At 40.5% G+C, this 15,557-nt stretch carries 11 protein-coding genes; 3 read left to right on the forward strand and 8 right to left on the reverse strand.

Annotated elements, in window-relative coordinates; all coding sequences use genetic code 11:
- Positions 1 to 78: 78 nt before the first annotated feature.
- The 8 genes from RMY16_RS31520 to RMY16_RS31555 form a co-directional block, all read right to left on the reverse strand.
- Entirely contained in the window at positions 79 to 1,632 is a 1,554-nt protein-coding gene (locus tag RMY16_RS31520; RefSeq protein WP_322739675.1) for a cation:proton antiporter, read from the reverse strand.
- Positions 1,633 to 1,983: 351 nt separating this feature from the next.
- Complete coding sequence (locus RMY16_RS31525) at positions 1,984 to 3,036, reverse strand: saccharopine dehydrogenase family protein (protein WP_322739666.1); 1,053 nt, start codon at positions 3,034 to 3,036, stop codon at positions 1,984 to 1,986.
- A gap of 19 nt (positions 3,037 to 3,055) precedes the next feature.
- Complete coding sequence (locus RMY16_RS31530; protein ID WP_322739667.1) at positions 3,056 to 3,361, reverse strand: putative quinol monooxygenase; 306 nt, start codon at positions 3,359 to 3,361, stop codon at positions 3,056 to 3,058.
- A 29-nt stretch (positions 3,362 to 3,390) separates the two neighbouring features.
- The gene (locus RMY16_RS31535; RefSeq protein ID WP_322739668.1) at positions 3,391 to 5,031 is read right to left on the reverse strand and encodes a lipoxygenase family protein; all 1,641 of its coding nucleotides are present in this window, start codon (positions 5,029 to 5,031) and stop codon (positions 3,391 to 3,393) included.
- Between the two features lie 72 nt (positions 5,032 to 5,103).
- Complete coding sequence (locus tag RMY16_RS31540) at positions 5,104 to 6,537, reverse strand: c-type cytochrome (RefSeq protein ID WP_322739669.1); 1,434 nt, start codon at positions 6,535 to 6,537, stop codon at positions 5,104 to 5,106.
- Between the two features lie 88 nt (positions 6,538 to 6,625).
- On the reverse strand, positions 6,626 to 7,036 hold the full coding sequence (locus RMY16_RS31545) for a hypothetical protein (RefSeq protein ID WP_289798300.1): 411 nt from the start codon (positions 7,034 to 7,036) through the stop codon (positions 6,626 to 6,628).
- A gap of 11 nt (positions 7,037 to 7,047) precedes the next feature.
- Positions 7,048 to 8,514 carry a c-type cytochrome gene (locus tag RMY16_RS31550; RefSeq protein ID WP_322739670.1) on the reverse strand — a complete coding sequence of 489 codons (1,467 nt, stop codon included), beginning with the start codon at positions 8,512 to 8,514 and terminating at the stop codon, positions 7,048 to 7,050.
- Between the two features lie 66 nt (positions 8,515 to 8,580).
- Positions 8,581 to 9,975 (reverse strand): NADH:flavin oxidoreductase, encoded by a 1,395-nt coding sequence (locus RMY16_RS31555; RefSeq protein WP_322739671.1) that lies wholly within the window; start codon positions 9,973 to 9,975, stop codon positions 8,581 to 8,583.
- Between the two features lie 745 nt (positions 9,976 to 10,720).
- Here RMY16_RS31555 and RMY16_RS31560 point away from each other — a divergent pair.
- From RMY16_RS31560 to RMY16_RS31570, 3 genes are all read left to right on the forward strand, one after another.
- A complete protein-coding gene (locus RMY16_RS31560) occupies positions 10,721 to 12,649 on the forward strand; it encodes a hypothetical protein (protein WP_322739672.1) in 1,929 nt (642 codons plus the stop codon).
- A gap of 161 nt (positions 12,650 to 12,810) precedes the next feature.
- Positions 12,811 to 14,286 carry a lipase family alpha/beta hydrolase gene (locus tag RMY16_RS31565; protein WP_322739673.1) on the forward strand — a complete coding sequence of 492 codons (1,476 nt, stop codon included), beginning with the start codon at positions 12,811 to 12,813 and terminating at the stop codon, positions 14,284 to 14,286.
- A gap of 245 nt (positions 14,287 to 14,531) precedes the next feature.
- Positions 14,532 to 15,323 carry an SDR family oxidoreductase gene (locus RMY16_RS31570; protein WP_322739674.1) on the forward strand — a complete coding sequence of 264 codons (792 nt, stop codon included), beginning with the start codon at positions 14,532 to 14,534 and terminating at the stop codon, positions 15,321 to 15,323.
- The last annotated feature ends 234 nt before the right edge of the window (positions 15,324 to 15,557 follow it).

The following is a 15,557-nucleotide window of genomic DNA, read 5'->3' on the forward strand; positions in this document are numbered from 1 at the left end:
AAGCTCAGAGGTTCATCAACGAAGCTCAGAGGTTCATCAACGAAGCACAGACTATCCCCCATGCCCAATGCCCTATATTTAATCATCTTCTAATTTCAACAATTGTTCATCAAGAGTTTGTATCCGTCCGCGCACAATTTCTTCTGAGAGAATTCGCTTCCGCATTGCCTCATTGAGCGCTCCTTTTTCTGCCAGCAGTAAACGTCGACGAATGGCTTCAAGTTTACTGCTCTTCCCACTTCCACCTTCAACCTCATCAGGGCGACGATTATATAGTTCCCGTAGTGTTTTTTCTGCACCGGCAATTCGTACCTGATAAGCTGAACGCATCTCTTCATAAACGGCTTTTGGTAATACCCCTGATTTCAACAGGCTATCTAATTCATCTTGTGCCGCCTTACCCGTCATCAATTGGGCTTGTAATTCTTCAACCTGTTGTTGAACTTCGGAAAATTTAGATAATTTTAAGCGTTTTACCACCCAAGGCAAACTTAAACCCTGTCCGACTAACGACACCACCACACAGCCGAAGACTATAGCTATCAGGACCTCTCGCCCAGGCAGTGTAGTAGGTAAGCTCAATGCCAGAGCCATTGAGAGTGAACCTTTGATATTGCCTAAAAACAGTAAATGTTGCCAGCGCAGCGGAATTGGGCGGTCAATCCAACGAACTAATGCTAGCAGTGGATAGACTGTAAGAACTCGCCCGACTTGATAAGCTAAAACTGCAAGTAGAATTGCAGGTAAAGTTTTCCAAAGCGTTACCAAGTTTATTTCTACACCAATCAACAGAAAAATAAAGGTGTTGACAGTAAAACTGGCATATTCCCAAAAACTCAATAAAGTGATGCGGCTAGAAGCAGAAGTATTGCGAGAAAGCCCTAAATTCCCGAAAATTAATCCAGCAACAACTACAGCCACAGGGCCTGATACACCAAGAAATTGCCCAACCTGAAAAGTTCCTAATGCAACTGCAACTGTCAGTAAAAGACTGCTAAGAGCGTCATCTAAACGGGCGAATACAGGTATACTCAAGTAGCCCAAGACTAACCCTACAACGCAGCCACCTAGAGAGATAAATAGCAGTTGTTGGATTCCCTCTATAAATGTGAGTGAGCCTGTTGAATATACTTGCACGATCAAGTTGAAGGAAACTAAGGCAGCGGCATCATTGAATAAAGTTTCCCCTTCAACGATAGTGGAAAGCCGCGAGGGTACTGGTATCTCCTTAAATACAGCAATCATGGAAACAGTATCAGTGTTTGCCAGAATTACTCCGACAAATAATGCAGGTATCCAACTCAGTCCCAGGACAAATTTCAATAGGACGGCAATAATCGCACTGGAAATCACAGCCCCTGGCCCAGCTAGTAAGGCAATTGGTTTAAAGGTGCTGCGTAAGCGGCTGACATCTGTATTAATACCAGCTTCAAAGATGAGAATTGGTAAGAAAAGATTCAAAACAAGGGTTGGACTTAAACCAATCCGACGAGACAATAACTCAGTGATGGGCAAACCTGCTATTACTAAACCCGTAACATAAGGAATTCCCAACCGTCGGGACAACAAAGCTACACCTGTAGCCAGAACCAAGAGAATAATTGAAACTTTGACTAATTCGGTAACATCCACTATTACGTTTTGGAAAGTTAGTTTGGCTTGACTGATAGATTCTCTCCTCATTCACACCAAATTAGCAAGTTAAGTCTGCAAAAAAAAGCCGGGTTTTTTTGCTATCAAGCCTAAAAAACCCAGCTTTCTGTCATATCCGAATGGCACTAAGATATCGGTAAATCCACTATTGATAAGGTTTTTGGGTGTGGGGTGTAGTGACGTTTGCGCCAGCGTTGCGTAGCAAAGAAATTTATTAATGTTCGCACTTGTTTTTAATTTTCTTGATTTTCTCCTACACCCTATCCCCTACCCCCTATACCCTGCCCTGAGCAGGTTTCACGTTTTCTTTGTGCCATTTCTGTTATATCCTTACTCGAACCCGGTAACTCCCGGAATCTCAAGGACAAAATCTGCGCCATATACAGATGCAGGAGTCTGGAATCCTACCTTAACTTCGCCTTTAATTACCCGTTTGAACACTGCTACAGCCGCCAATGCCGTAAAATCGTATGCTTCCGGCCCTAAGAGCTTCGCAGTTACTTGTTGACCAGTTTCATCCTCAGCAATACCAATTACTCTAACTTGCCCCTTGGCTCGTTCTGCTGCCGTTGGCCCAGTGGGTAGAGTTTTAATTATACTTGCTAAAGCATTTTGGAATAAAGACGAGTTAAATAACCATCCCGAATACTGGCTCGACTCCATCAGAAAGCGCACAGGATTAGGAAATACGGTATAAACCTCAATATTGGGAATACCCGTACTTTGGAAAGCAGTGAAAATATCAGCACGCCAAGGGTTTGTTACTGCTGTCACCGGGCCATAACCAAAATCAACTTTACGTCTTTTCGATGCTGGGCGAGATGGGATGAGCTTACCTGCTTCTCGGACTACCCCGATATGATGTAAAGTTGGCAGTACTGTATTTGCAGTTCCCTGAGATACACCGCCCACTGTTTCATAGATTAAAATCAGTCGCGTTGCAATTGCTAACTTCTGTTTGAGGTAAGCAGCTACACAATCAGTAGGGACAACTCCAAATCCCACACCAGGGAGAAGCATTATCCCTGCACTTTTAGCCTCCGCATCTCGTGCTTGTAGCGCCTGAAATTCAGGTACTTCGCCAGCGATGTCTAAATAATGAGTTTTAGTTCGCAGGCAAGCATCGACAAGTGGCTTTGAGGTTTTGGAGAAAGGCCCAGAGCAATTGATGACAGCAATTATATCCTCAAGAGAGCGAGCGATCGCTTGCGAATCGTCTAAGCCAAAAACCCGAAAGTCCAAACTTAATTCATTGGCTACAGCTGCTAGTGAACTTTGATTGCGTCCAGCTAAAATTAATTCCTGTCCGTTATTTTTAGCAGATTCAGCAATGAGTTTTCCAGCATAGCCAGTTGCACCATACAATAACACCCTTGATGTCATTATTATCACCAGCTAGGAATTAATTGTTCGCAATCTGCTGCCATAACCTGACTTCAGGTGGTTCCACTAAAAATTGTCCTGATTTTTCCCCTAAAGCTTTAATATACGGCTGCTCTAGGTGTTGAGCTAAAATTTCTTGGCTGACCCAGTTTTCATGTAACAGAAACAAAGATGGGTCGTCAACAGATTGGTGCAAATCGTAATTAATACAACCTTCTTCTGTAAGAGTGAGAGCTATTACAGGTTGAAATTCCTGCTTAAAATTGTCTTCCAAACCTGGCTTCACTTTTAATCGAGCGGTGACGGTTACTTTCTGATTTGACATTGTGATTCCTCTTTTTTACTAAAACTAATTCAAGTATTAATGCTATTAATAATTTCCGAAGGCTTGAAGTAGTTATAAGGTATGGGGCGAGTTTGATTTCTAATGTCTATTTGCCGCTCTATTTCATGCAAATTCTGTTGAAATTGCACCACAATTTCCTGCGCCAACGGGTCGGCAAACTCCTCATCATAAAAACCCAATTTGTCATAGTGGTACGATGTTAAAATCTCAGTCCACATCACCTGGTCGGCAGCTTGTTTAAAGGGAGGAAGTATCTTCATAATAGTTTCCAAATCCACACCTTTAGTTTCTGGAATTGGATGGTAGGCTGCATAGGGCATATTGGGTACAAAAGCCATATATTCGTACTGAGAAAAATTCAAAGCAGAGTGTAGAGGAGCGCAAGTGAATACTACCACACTGATGATTTCAATCAGTTGTTCTAGAGTCTCAATCTTGGCTGGCATTCCCTTGACTCTACCACCATCTTGAGCTACTAATTCTCTAGCCCAATTTTGCAACTCATAGTCGTCACTGATATCCTGTGAGGTTTTGTAATAGAGTTGCAAGTATTCAGCCACAAACTTTTCGACAGCATTCCAAATTAATATGCCATCGTCCCGGAAAGGAAAGTGCGGTAAAATTTCTGGATCGTCTGTTTGACGACTTTTTATTAACCGAGGGAAGGTAAACTTTTCCACACTCCATTCTTCATAAACCTTTGCCACAAATCCAAGAGACTCCGCCAAGGAACCTGCCATAAACTCATCAACCGGGCCTCCAGGTTGTAAAAACTGAGTGCGTCCCAAATCGTTATCAAATAGCATGAAACGGAAGTGGGGTTTTAAAAGTAAAGCGATGGGATGATTTTCTGCGAGTTGCCGCGCAGTTACAATCGCAAAGGGAGCCATAACTGCATGGGTATAGGCAAAATGACTACCCAATTCTTGATGGTTGCCATCAGCAATTTGAACGCAGGTTTTTGCTAAAAACCAATCTAAATGGGGGTCATCTGGTGTATAAATCACGCTTTTTGCACCAGAGTCATGATTAATCTGAATGGCAACAGGTACTAGAGAACCACCATTAGGACTATCATTACTTTGCCAATAAAATAGAGCTTGTGGCTTGGGAAGGTACTTTTTAACATTATCGTAGACACCACCTTGAATATTAGATAACAAAGGATAATCTAAGAAATACAGCTTGCCTTCCTTAAGTGCTTTTTCCAAAGTAAATCCTGTACCTGCAACCTTCTGAAAATGTGCATCCGTGACAGCAAAATTATCAGGTAATACATCAATTTTTTGGATAGCTAATGGGTTCGCTCCAGAGAGTCGTTGTTCCGCAAAACAAGAGTCGGTTTTGTAATTTTTTATGACATCGGGTTTTGGTAGGAGTGATAAAAGTTCTTCATATTCTTCCAATTCATCCAATGGATCTAAGAAGTTTCTGGCTTTAGCAGCTAGCATATTTGGTGCAAGAGTTGCCATACTTGCCAAACGTTTAGCAGTATATTCCGCCGAGAATATTTCCTTGTGAGGAACTTTATCAATGACTGGTAGGGGAGCTAGATAATCGTAATTAAATTTGTACTCTTCTCGATTTTTATCTAGCCAATTGATTCGGACATTAACATCAGGATCTTTTTGTGGTAAATATGGTTTCACGATGATCTCCAATTCTATTTTTGAGCGGTTGCTAGTAAATGATTAACGTCAGGATTTAGCAAACAAGCTTCATTACAGAGTTTTCAGATACTCAATCAAAGCTTTTTTATTTTCATCAGATAAATCAGTGCCATAAATATGCCCCTGATTTGAATTAGCAGTTACCTTGGTATCGTATTTAAAACCTATAGCTTTGGCTTCATCTCCCTCAGTAATAAAACCAACTTTTTTCGGATCGTAGACATCATATCCCCGATAGAAAACTTGAGGACGATTCTCTGGTTTCTCGAACAAATCTTGTAGAGATGGGACTGAACCATTATGTAAATATGGCGCTCTTAACCATAATCCATCTAGGGAAACGGATACATACCCATTGGTTTTACGTAAGTTTTTGAAGTCCCAAGGGTAGCCATCACCAAAATGATTGTAAGTATCCGCTCCTTCTTGCGTCCACATATCTAACCGATGACGGTCAGTTCCCACTTCTTCCACAGGGATAACAGTACCCGTTCTTTCCCCACCAAACGCGTGACAAGATGCACAAGTATTAGCAAAAATTTGGCTTCCTTTTGCAGCCACTTGCTCATCAATAGCAAATGGATATTTAGGAGGTGGTAGTTCTTGAATAAAATCTTCTACTCGTTGTAAATCGGCTACAGGAAGTGATTTTTTGGTAGCACCATCACCAATTGCTCCAGTTTGAACAGTTTCTGTTAGTGAAGTTTCTAAGCCATCCCAATGGAGTGCAAAACCTTTGTGCATCTTTTGATTCCAAAGAGGCATCATATCAGAGTTGCCAATTGTGTTATCTTTAGGCAACTTCAAAGTATTGAATTTAACTGGATTAAAAGGATCAATTCGACCAGGCCCCCAGTTAGGACGAGAATCTGTCCAACTATAGTCTTCTTTTTGTTGCAGCAGTGCTTTCTTAGTTTGAGGAATTAGCACATAGCGATAAAGTAAATTTTCTAACCAGGAAAGGTTGTAATTATATTTGATTTCATCAAGGATATAATCTGCTGTAAATCTGGCATCACCAGCAGTTGCACTCAAAAATCGTAAATAGCCTTGCGAATCAAACTTATTAGCAGGAGCAGCGGCCACAATTGTGGGTTTATCTTTCTCTGTTTTTCTATAGGTGGCAGTATGGCAAACAGCGCAAGTTATACCAACGCGAGGGAAACCAATGGTTTTTTTCGTAAACCCAACTGGCATTTCTTTACCCTCTTCCCATGTGATTCCCAAGGAAGTATAACCACCTGGGCCTGGTAATTTATCAGGGAATATTCGTGGTAGTACCAGCCAAATCCAATAGGGAACACCTTGCGCTTCTTCTGTGCCAATAGAACCATATTTAAAGTGTTCTTCAGGCGATTCATAATATGTGGGAACCTCTCGAAAAAGGTTGTACCATCCCACATACCCAACTACACCAGCTAAAACGATCGCAATTAAAACTATGCTTGTGATTACCCTACCTATTTTATTTTTAAGTATTGTCATGGCACTCTTTTGCTCCTTTGCAGAAGAATCTGTTTGTAGTGCAGGAATATATCTACACTAAGCTAGGGATAAAATTAGGATAATTGCTTCACTGGAATTGCAGCGATTGCATTTTGCTACGCATTGCTAGGGTTAGAAGAATTAGTTCCGCTAATCCAAAAAACAGGTCTACAAAGGCAATGGATAAAAATCCTTTATCTTGTCCAAAGAAAAGTACTGCACAAATGAAAAATGTTGATCCAAAAGCTCTTGAAGGAAATATTGATATCCAGGCAGTTGCTTGATATCGGTACGGATCAAGTGCCCCAGGAATATAAAATGCACTAATAATAAACAACAGCATTCCCGCAGCACGAACCCAGATAATTGGCTCTGGTATATGCATTTTAAGGAACGTCAGCATTAATTCTGGAAAGAAGCAAGAGGGAATGACAAAAAGCATATTAACAATAATGCCAACCCAAGTAACGCGACTAAACCATTTAGCGTAATTATTCATTTTTTCTCCTTTTAAAGCTTTTTCATGTACTCAACTAGTGCATTTTTATCTTCTGTAGGAAGATCGGTACCATATAAATGACCACTGTTACTATTTCCAGGTTTTGTGGTATCGAACTTAAAGTATTGCTTACCGTTTTCTACACCGACATCAGATACAAAACCAACTTTTGCTCTATCAATCACATCGTAGCCACGATAGAATTCTTTAGGTCTATTTTCTGGTGTTTCTAGTAAATCCCGTAAGGTGGGGACTGAGCCATTGTGCAGATAAGGGCCACGTAACCAAACACCATCAAGGGGCATATTTGCATAGCCATTAGTCTTACGGAAATTCTTAAAGCGCCACGGATACCCTGTATACAGAGTATTTTGGTTAGACATCGTTTTGTAGGTATATGAGTCGAGACGATGAGGGTCTGTACCAATTTCTTGAATTGGGACAACTTTGCCTGTATATGCACCACCAAAAGCGTGACAACTAGCACAATTACTTTCAAAAAGCTGTTCTCCCTTCGCTGCTATAGTTTCGTTAACTTCGTAGGGATATTTTGGTGATGGTAGTTCCCAAAGCCAATCAGCAACTCTCTGAATTCGAGGCAAATCAATCGTTGTGGGTGTGACTCCAGCGCCTAAAGCTGCACTCTTATTTCGTTCATCAACGGAAGTGTTATTACCATCCCAATGTAACTGCAATCCCTCACGGGGTTTTTGATTCCAAACGGAAGGGAAATCAGAAGTACCAATCAGTTCATCCTCACGCAATTTATCCATTGGGAAATGGAATTGAATTGCTTTATAAGGATTAAAAGTATCTACTCTTCCTGGCCCCCAATCTGGTTGTTTTTCAACGAAACTAAGTCGAGATGCCTGATTAATTAGTGCATCTCTGGTTTGAGGAATTGCAATGAAGCGATAAAGTAATTTTTCAATGGGATTAAGACCACCACTGATTTTTTCAATTTCTGGCAACATCCGGTTAGCAGTAAAGCGCTCATCTACACCAACTGCTGATAAGAATTTGATATATCCCTGCAAATTAACTACATTAGCAGGCATTGCTGTGATGACTTGATGTTCGCTATTGGGAGTATTTCGCAGCGTTCCTGTATGACATACAGCACAATTCAAGCTAACTCTATCGATAAAGACTCGCCGTTGCGAAAAACCTATAGGTAAATCTTTGTTAGGTTCTTTGATAAATCCCAAAGAAGTATAACCTTTTCCAGGTAATTTATCTGGGAATAATTCTGGTAAAACTTTCCAAATCCAGTAAGGGATGCCATTGACCGGTTCGCTGCCGATTGAACCATATTTAAAGTGGTTTTCAATATCAGCATAATCCACTGGGGAGTTAGATAAAACAGGCCAAAGGAAAAATACTGCTACTGCTACAATACCTACAATTACAACCCAAATCCGCTGGAAGATTCCTTTGATTGAGGTTGGAAGTAGGGTAGGGTTTGTTTGTTCAGTCATGAAACACTCCCCATTTTTTCGAGATTATTTCTAAGCGAAATTGTCGATGTGATAGGCATCGCTTTTTTATCTAGATAAATTTGCAAACTGAGTTTCATGAAAGACTGACATTACTTCTTCCATCATCTCTTCATAACTATTGAAACGCTCCTGCTCGTAACAACCCAAAGGATTTTCAATTACATTCAGCAGACATTTATTGCAATAAGTACAGGGTTTATCTGCCAGGTCTTTACCTGCTTGAAAAGATTTAACTAGGTCATTATTAGCAATTAGGGTACGAGCCATTGTGACGCCATCACAATAATGATCGCTAATTGCCTGACGAATATAAGAAGCTTGCTGTAAACCACCTGTACATAATACGGGAATATTAACGTGCTTTTTAATTTCTCTAGAATCTAGTAAGTTTCTGCCTTGGTTCTCTATTAGTAGCTGTTTTATTTTCGGGTCTTTTACATCATCACCACTAAATGCTTGAGGAGGCAATTGCTTTTTTACGCGATTCCATAAAAAATTGAAAATTGGATGCAAAAATGCTTTGCGAAATAAAATGTAGTTACGTGTGGTTTCGACACCACTCGACAACATGGCGTCATAAGTTTTAGTAATTACATCAAAATTAAAATCACCAATGGGATTGAGTGGGTGAGGAAATAAGCTACCAGTTGACACATGGACGGCATCAGCTCCAGCTTCTTCTGCCCATTTACAAACTTGGATGGAATCTTCTATAGTATTACCTGGTTTTTCCCAAAAGGTGACGGCGTTGTTATAGTCAACGGCACTAATTTTGAATTGTAGATGAAAGTCGTTGCCTACTTCTTTGCGGATTGCTCTAATTACATCTAGCAAAAACCGCGCTCGATTCTCTAATGAACCACCATATTCATCTTGACGGTCGTTAATTCCAGAACTGAGAAATTGATTAAAAAGATATCCATTAGCACTGTGCAATTCTACTCCGTCCAAACCTGCTTCACGGGCACGTCTAGCACCATCAGCGAAGTATTGAATTGTTTCTTTAATCTCTGTTAGTGTCATCGCTTGACACAAAAAGCCGTGGAATGGCTCAGTTTGGCTAGTGGAACTTAAGGCTTTTTTTCCTAAGTTTTCTACACCACCAATATCTTGCTGTCGCCCCGAATGACTTAATTGCAAAATAAATTTACAGTCATATTCGTGGACTCTTTCTCCTACTTTTCGCCAAAAGGGAATACGTTCATCACAGTTAATGGTGGCGTAATTGGGCATAATTCGTCCCCGAATGGCGACTGGGACAAAGGAACTAATAATCGCTCCTACACCACCACGAGCAAACTTTTCTTCCCAGTTGATTCGGGCTTGAGTACCTGAACCATCATAGTTATCCCATCTGCCAGAAATACTAGAGCGAAATATCCGATTTTTTACTGTGAGATTACGGAATCTCAATGGTTCAAAGATAATATCGTTTTCCATGTGTTCCTCTGTCTTTTATATTATTTCGGCAATAAAATTAGGCATCAAAATTATTCGTAGCACTAACAGTCTCGCCAAAGAACTATTATTTCTAGTGTCTTTGGGAGGGTAGTTTTTTATGTCTACAAATCTACAGTGGAGGTTTTCGGATGCGATCGCTAAGTATTAAGTTTTTGTTACTTAAATTTACCTACCAAGTTTCAGCATGGATATTTATCCTTATTGGTTTTTACAGTTATATAAGGACTTTTGCAGTTTGTAAACCTACGGTATTTACAGAGCAATTGTTAAAAAAAGTGGAATTTTCCGTCTTTTATTTGTCTTAAAAGGTTAAGACAACCTTAAAAGTAGCTGCTAACAATTTGTTACAAACTTAACCAGGCACGTAGGAAATCGATATAACCATAGCAAATTGGTTATTGAACACCATTGTAAATTTACAAATTTTTAAATTTTTGATTTATAAATGTATAAAAGTTTATTGATGACGTTTTACAAAATTGTGTAGTAACTTCATATATAACGAACCTCAGTAGGGTACATTAATCATTAAAATATCCCAAGACTAATCTGGAAAATGGGAAATTAGTGATGAAGCATTAATGTACCTCTGCAAAGGTGAGGTGCAGTGGGAAAGGTTTAGGTGTTATGACCAGAGAGTTTTATGAAAAAGACAAGTCTAATTTTTAAGGGCTGTCTGCTCCTCCTATTCGCGACTATGTTTATAGTCTGCGGCTTTTATGGAATGCCTACAGCTCTAGCTGATGAGTATAGTGAAACACCTACGTCCATAAGTACCGAGTATTCAGATACGGGTGTATCTGAATACCCTGATAACTGTGAGGGCATCGGTTATCTCCCAGAGTACACAAAGGAGAATTTGACAGATGCCGAGAAACGGGGTCGTTGCACTTGGTACTTATGGACTGGCGGTAATTCTAAGTACTATCGTGATTTAGCAAAGCGAACACATGGCGGTGTTGACCTGCTAAAGCTGATTGACTCGCGTATGCATGACGAGCGATTGCAACGTTATGGCGCAATTAACGATCCTGGATGTGAAAAGGCGACAGCACCAGATGAATATGGATTGCTGCTAGATAAATGTAAAGATCCGCTCTCAACTGGCGTAATTGGGTTGCGTAAGTTCCCCAACCCCAACTTCGACTCGGCGAAATGGAACCCTGTTGAATATGCCAAAGACTCACAAGTTGAGCCTCCCTACGTGATCGGGCAGTCCTGCGCCATCTGTCATGTAGCGTTAGATCCTCTTAATCCACCCAAAGACAAGGAACATCCAAAATGGGAAAACCTTGTAGCAGCATTGGGTAATCAGTACATTAAGGAAAATAAATTATTTGCATCCAGCGTTGGAGAAAATAGTTTTGTTAAGCAAGTACTTGATTCTCAAAGACCTGGAACTTCTGATACTTCTCGGATTGCCACCGATCATATCAATAATCCGAATGCGATTAATGCCATTTTTAATTTAGGCGATCGCCCTACATATCCAGAGGTGATGAACGATGGTTCAATTAAGGATGTTAATCATATTCTCAAGGATGGTGCAGACTCTACAGGAGTGGCAAATGCCTCACTACGCGTCTACGTCAACATTGGGATGTGCGGCGATTACTGGACAAGTCTTCATGAGCCTTTATTAGGCAGAACTCCCCAAAAACCTTTTGATATTGAAAAGGCGCGCAAGGAGTGCGAAGGCTGGAGACAGACAGAAGCACGCATGGCTGATGCCGAAGCATTCTTGAAAAGCATCAAGCCGATGCACCTGAAAGATGCACCAGGTGGTGAACAGTTCTTGACTAAAGATGAGGAAGTTCTCAAACGTGGCAAGCTAGTTTTTGCCAGCACTTGTGCTGGTTGCCATTCCAGCAAAAAGCCATCTGCTGCGATCGCTGCTGACCCCGAACAGGCTCAAAAATGGTACGAAGAGTCTGTACTCAGTAGTAATTTCCTCGACCACAACTTCTTGTCTGATGACCAGCGTTATCCAGTTACTTTAATTGGTACTAATGCGGCGCGATCGCTAGGGACAAATGCCGCTAAGGGGCATATTTGGGATCAGTTCTCGTCGAAGACGTTCAAAGAACTGCCTTCACCAGGTACTTTGACACTGTACAACCCCTTCGATGAGAAAAAACCCATCGAATTTAAGATACCTGACGGCGGTTTGGGTTATTACCGTACACCTTCACTAGTGAGCATTTGGGCAACAGCACCACTTCTGCACAACAACACACTAGGACTTTACAACGAAGATCCTTCAGTGAAAGGACGTGTAGAAGCCTATACGGATGCGATGGAAAAGCTTCTGTGGCCTGAAAAGCGTGAGGGAATTATCAGCAGGACATCTAAAGATACCAAATTAGAGCTTCCCCCAGGAGATCCGAATCCGAGATTTAGGCTTCCTGTTCCTAAAGGTACACCTGTGAATTTGCTGGCAAGCATCAATATGAGAGAAGCGATTACATCTCTCAATCTCGGCAACCTTTTCCAAGATTTGAAACCAGGCGGTGGAATTAAGGGTAAGTTAGCACGTGTGCTTTTAAGAGCCAACAAATCTCCTGACTTTGTAGAAGATGAGGGTCATTATTTTGGCTCAAATCTCCCAGATGAAGATAAGAAAGCCCTAATTGAGTTCGTGAAAACTTTCTAAGTACAGCTCCCGTGTTAAATCGTAGTGTTTTAAAGGCAGAGAATTCGCTACGAATTAATAAAATGTTGTACTAAGACAACTTGTCTTGATATTCTGCACTCGTTCCCAGATTTTACCTGGGAACGAGAAAAAATATTGATTAAATAGCAAGGATATATATTATGCAGTATTTACCAATCGTCTTCGTTCGTGGATATGCAGGTACGCAAAAAGACGTTGAGCAAACAGTCAACGATCCCTTTTATGGATTTAATAGTGGTTCAACTCATATTCGAGTAGATGAGAAGGAAAATCCTCAGAAGTTTTTTTTCGAGAGTCCATTGCTGCGGCTAATGACCGATCATGGTTATCAACCGATTGTTGACAATCAGAATGTGAGCAATCAGATTAAAAAATTGTCCAATCGACTTCATCAAACTATTTGGATCTATCGATTTTATGATATATCTACACCTAGCTTTGGCTCCTCAAGTGTAGTTCGACAAGAGATGGAGGAGATAGCTAAGGGTTTAAGAGACTTGATCCAGAATGTTAAGGAAAGGACGGGTGCTGACAAAATTTATCTGGTTGGCCACTCAATGGGAGGTCTTGTTTGTCGCAGCTTGATTCAAAAAATTTATCCAGATGAAAACAAGCAAGCTGCGGATCACATTGACAAATTCTTTACCTACGCTACACCTCATGGTGGTATTTATTTTGAGGTCGGGGGTGGCTTAATTGAAAACCTTAGAGACAAGTTCCAATTGAATAATTCTGATGACTTTGGCCCCCAGCGGATGTACCAGTATTTAACACCTGAAGCTAACAAGCCAACAACTGAGTTACCCGATGACTTTCAGTTAGAAACACTACAAAGCATAGATACTGCATTTTCGCCAAGCCGCGTTTTTTCTCTAATCGGCACTAATGCACATGATTATGAAGAAGGTTTTGGTTTTTCACGCAAGTTTGTGGGAGTCAAAAGCGATGGTCTAGTTCAGATTGATAAAGCTTATATCCTTGGATCTCATCGTGCTTATGTTCACCGCTCTCATGGTGGACGTTATGGCATATTGAACTCCGAAGAAGGTTATCAAAACCTGCAACGATTTTTGTTTGGTGATATCCAGGTGAAACTCTCTCTGAGTAATATTGAGTTAGAAGACTTGGACAAGAATTTTTATCAACTGGAAACTAGGGTAGCTTTGCGTGGTCTTCCTATTCCTATATATGAGCAAGCGATCGCTCATTATTGCCCAATTACACAAGAGTTAACCCGAACAGATAAACCTGTCCCCCTATTTACAGCTTTCTTAATCCCAAGAAACTCAGCCAGTGACGATAATACCTGTAGATATGCTTTGCGTTTAGCACTGCATTCCTTTACAAAACAAGAAACGAATTGGTTGCGTGACAGTCATCTCGACCAAGTGCCTTTGTGGTCTGACTATCTAATTACTGATGTTGCCGAATCAAATAGCACTTATGAGGCTAAATACAGTTGGAATTCTCAAGAAAAAGAGCCAGTAACAAAGTTAAATCCGACTTCCGAATCCAGTCCAGGTGTGTATGTTGCCTATGTTTCCTTACCTGAACGTGGGCAAAAAGTCTTAGGAACAAATGCGGCAGTCCGCTTGGAAATTTCCCAATGGAAATAAATAAGTGGTTGTTGTGTAGTCAGTGATTAATTATCTTTACTTAGCACTTTTTAATTATTCTGGCGAGAAAATAATCAAGCTTAAAGAATGTTAAGTTAATAATGACTAATAACTAATGATTCATAAAAGGCATGAGTGAAAAATAATGGATAAATAAAGGCTATATCTATATAATGTTTCTGGATTAATACATAGTTTTTTTCACCAAATGTCTATTTATTTCAAGCTGTTAATAGAGGAAAATTATGCAGACTAATCGCAAACAAACGGCTCTTATCACTGGTGCATCTGGCGGCATCGGTTATGAATTCGTGAAATTATTTGCTCAGGATGGTTACAATCTTGTATTGGTAGCTAGAAGCGTGGACAAGTTGAATAAAATCGCTGATGAATTTAAAAAGAAATTTGGCATTGATGTCAAAGTTATTTCCAAAGATTTATCTAACCCATCAGCCCCAGAAGAAATTTTCAGGGAGCTAGAACAAGCATCAATCAATGTTGATGTGTTGGTGAACAATGCTGGGTTTGCTACTTATGGATTATTTAACGAAATTGACCTGAATGCTGAAATGCAATTGTTACAAGTCAATATCTTATGTCTGACACATTTAACCAAGTTATTTCTCAAAGGTATGGTTAAACGGGGGTCTGGAAAAATATTAAACCTGGCTTCCACTGCTGCTTTTCAACCAGGGCCGCTGATGGCAGTATACTACGCTAGTAAAGCCTATGTCTTATCGTTCTCAGAAGCGATCGCTAATGAATTAGAAGGTACAGGTGTCTCTGTGACGGCGCTATGTCCAGGGCCTACAGAATCTGGTTTTCAACAAAGAGCCGCAATGGAAGACTCAAAGTTGGTAAGTGGTCAAAAAATTATGACTGCGGAAACAGTAGCTCAAATCGGTTATCGTGGTCTATTTGAAAACAAAACTGTTATAATTCCCGGAATTAAAAATAAGCTACTCGCTGAATCTGTAAGATTTACTCCCAGAAAGCTGGTAACAAAACTAGTTAGAAGTATGCAGGAAAGTAAGTAATAAGCCGGTCGGCGTAAATAATTAAGGCAGGGACAAGGAAAATTGGGGACAAGGGGAAAAATTTATTGCAAGTTCTCACCTTTTGTCCCCCTTATCCCCCCTGCCCCCCCAATACGGTTCGGTTAAAGGGGAAAGGGGAAAGGGGAAAGGTTTTGAATACATCCTTTCCCCTTTACCCGTTACCCTTTCCCCAGATCATAAGGAAAGTGAAAAATGCTTATCCGAACCGTATTG

The sequence above is a fragment of the Nostoc sp. DedQUE12b genome (assembly GCF_034530835.1).
GTDB lineage: Bacteria > Cyanobacteriota > Cyanobacteriia > Cyanobacteriales > Nostocaceae > Nostoc.

What these genes read in the sequence shown, in the direction of transcription:
- RMY16_RS31555 (WP_322739671.1), bottom strand. Translation starts at nt 9,975, where the DNA reads ATGGAAAACGATATTATCTTTGAACCATTGAGATTCCGTAATCTCACA.
- RMY16_RS31545 (WP_289798300.1), bottom strand. Translation starts at nt 7,036, where the DNA reads ATGAATAATTACGCTAAATGGTTTAGTCGCGTTACTTGGGTTGGCATT.
- RMY16_RS31560 (WP_322739672.1), top strand. Translation starts at nt 10,721, where the DNA reads ATGCCTACAGCTCTAGCTGATGAGTATAGTGAAACACCTACGTCCATA.
- RMY16_RS31565 (WP_322739673.1), top strand. Translation starts at nt 12,811, where the DNA reads ATGCAGTATTTACCAATCGTCTTCGTTCGTGGATATGCAGGTACGCAA.
- RMY16_RS31570 (WP_322739674.1), top strand. Translation starts at nt 14,532, where the DNA reads ATGCAGACTAATCGCAAACAAACGGCTCTTATCACTGGTGCATCTGGC.
- RMY16_RS31550 (WP_322739670.1), bottom strand. Translation starts at nt 8,514, where the DNA reads ATGACTGAACAAACAAACCCTACCCTACTTCCAACCTCAATCAAAGGA.
- RMY16_RS31530 (WP_322739667.1), bottom strand. Translation starts at nt 3,361, where the DNA reads ATGTCAAATCAGAAAGTAACCGTCACCGCTCGATTAAAAGTGAAGCCA.
- RMY16_RS31540 (WP_322739669.1), bottom strand. Translation starts at nt 6,537, where the DNA reads ATGACAATACTTAAAAATAAAATAGGTAGGGTAATCACAAGCATAGTT.
- RMY16_RS31525 (WP_322739666.1), bottom strand. Translation starts at nt 3,036, where the DNA reads ATGACATCAAGGGTGTTATTGTATGGTGCAACTGGCTATGCTGGAAAA.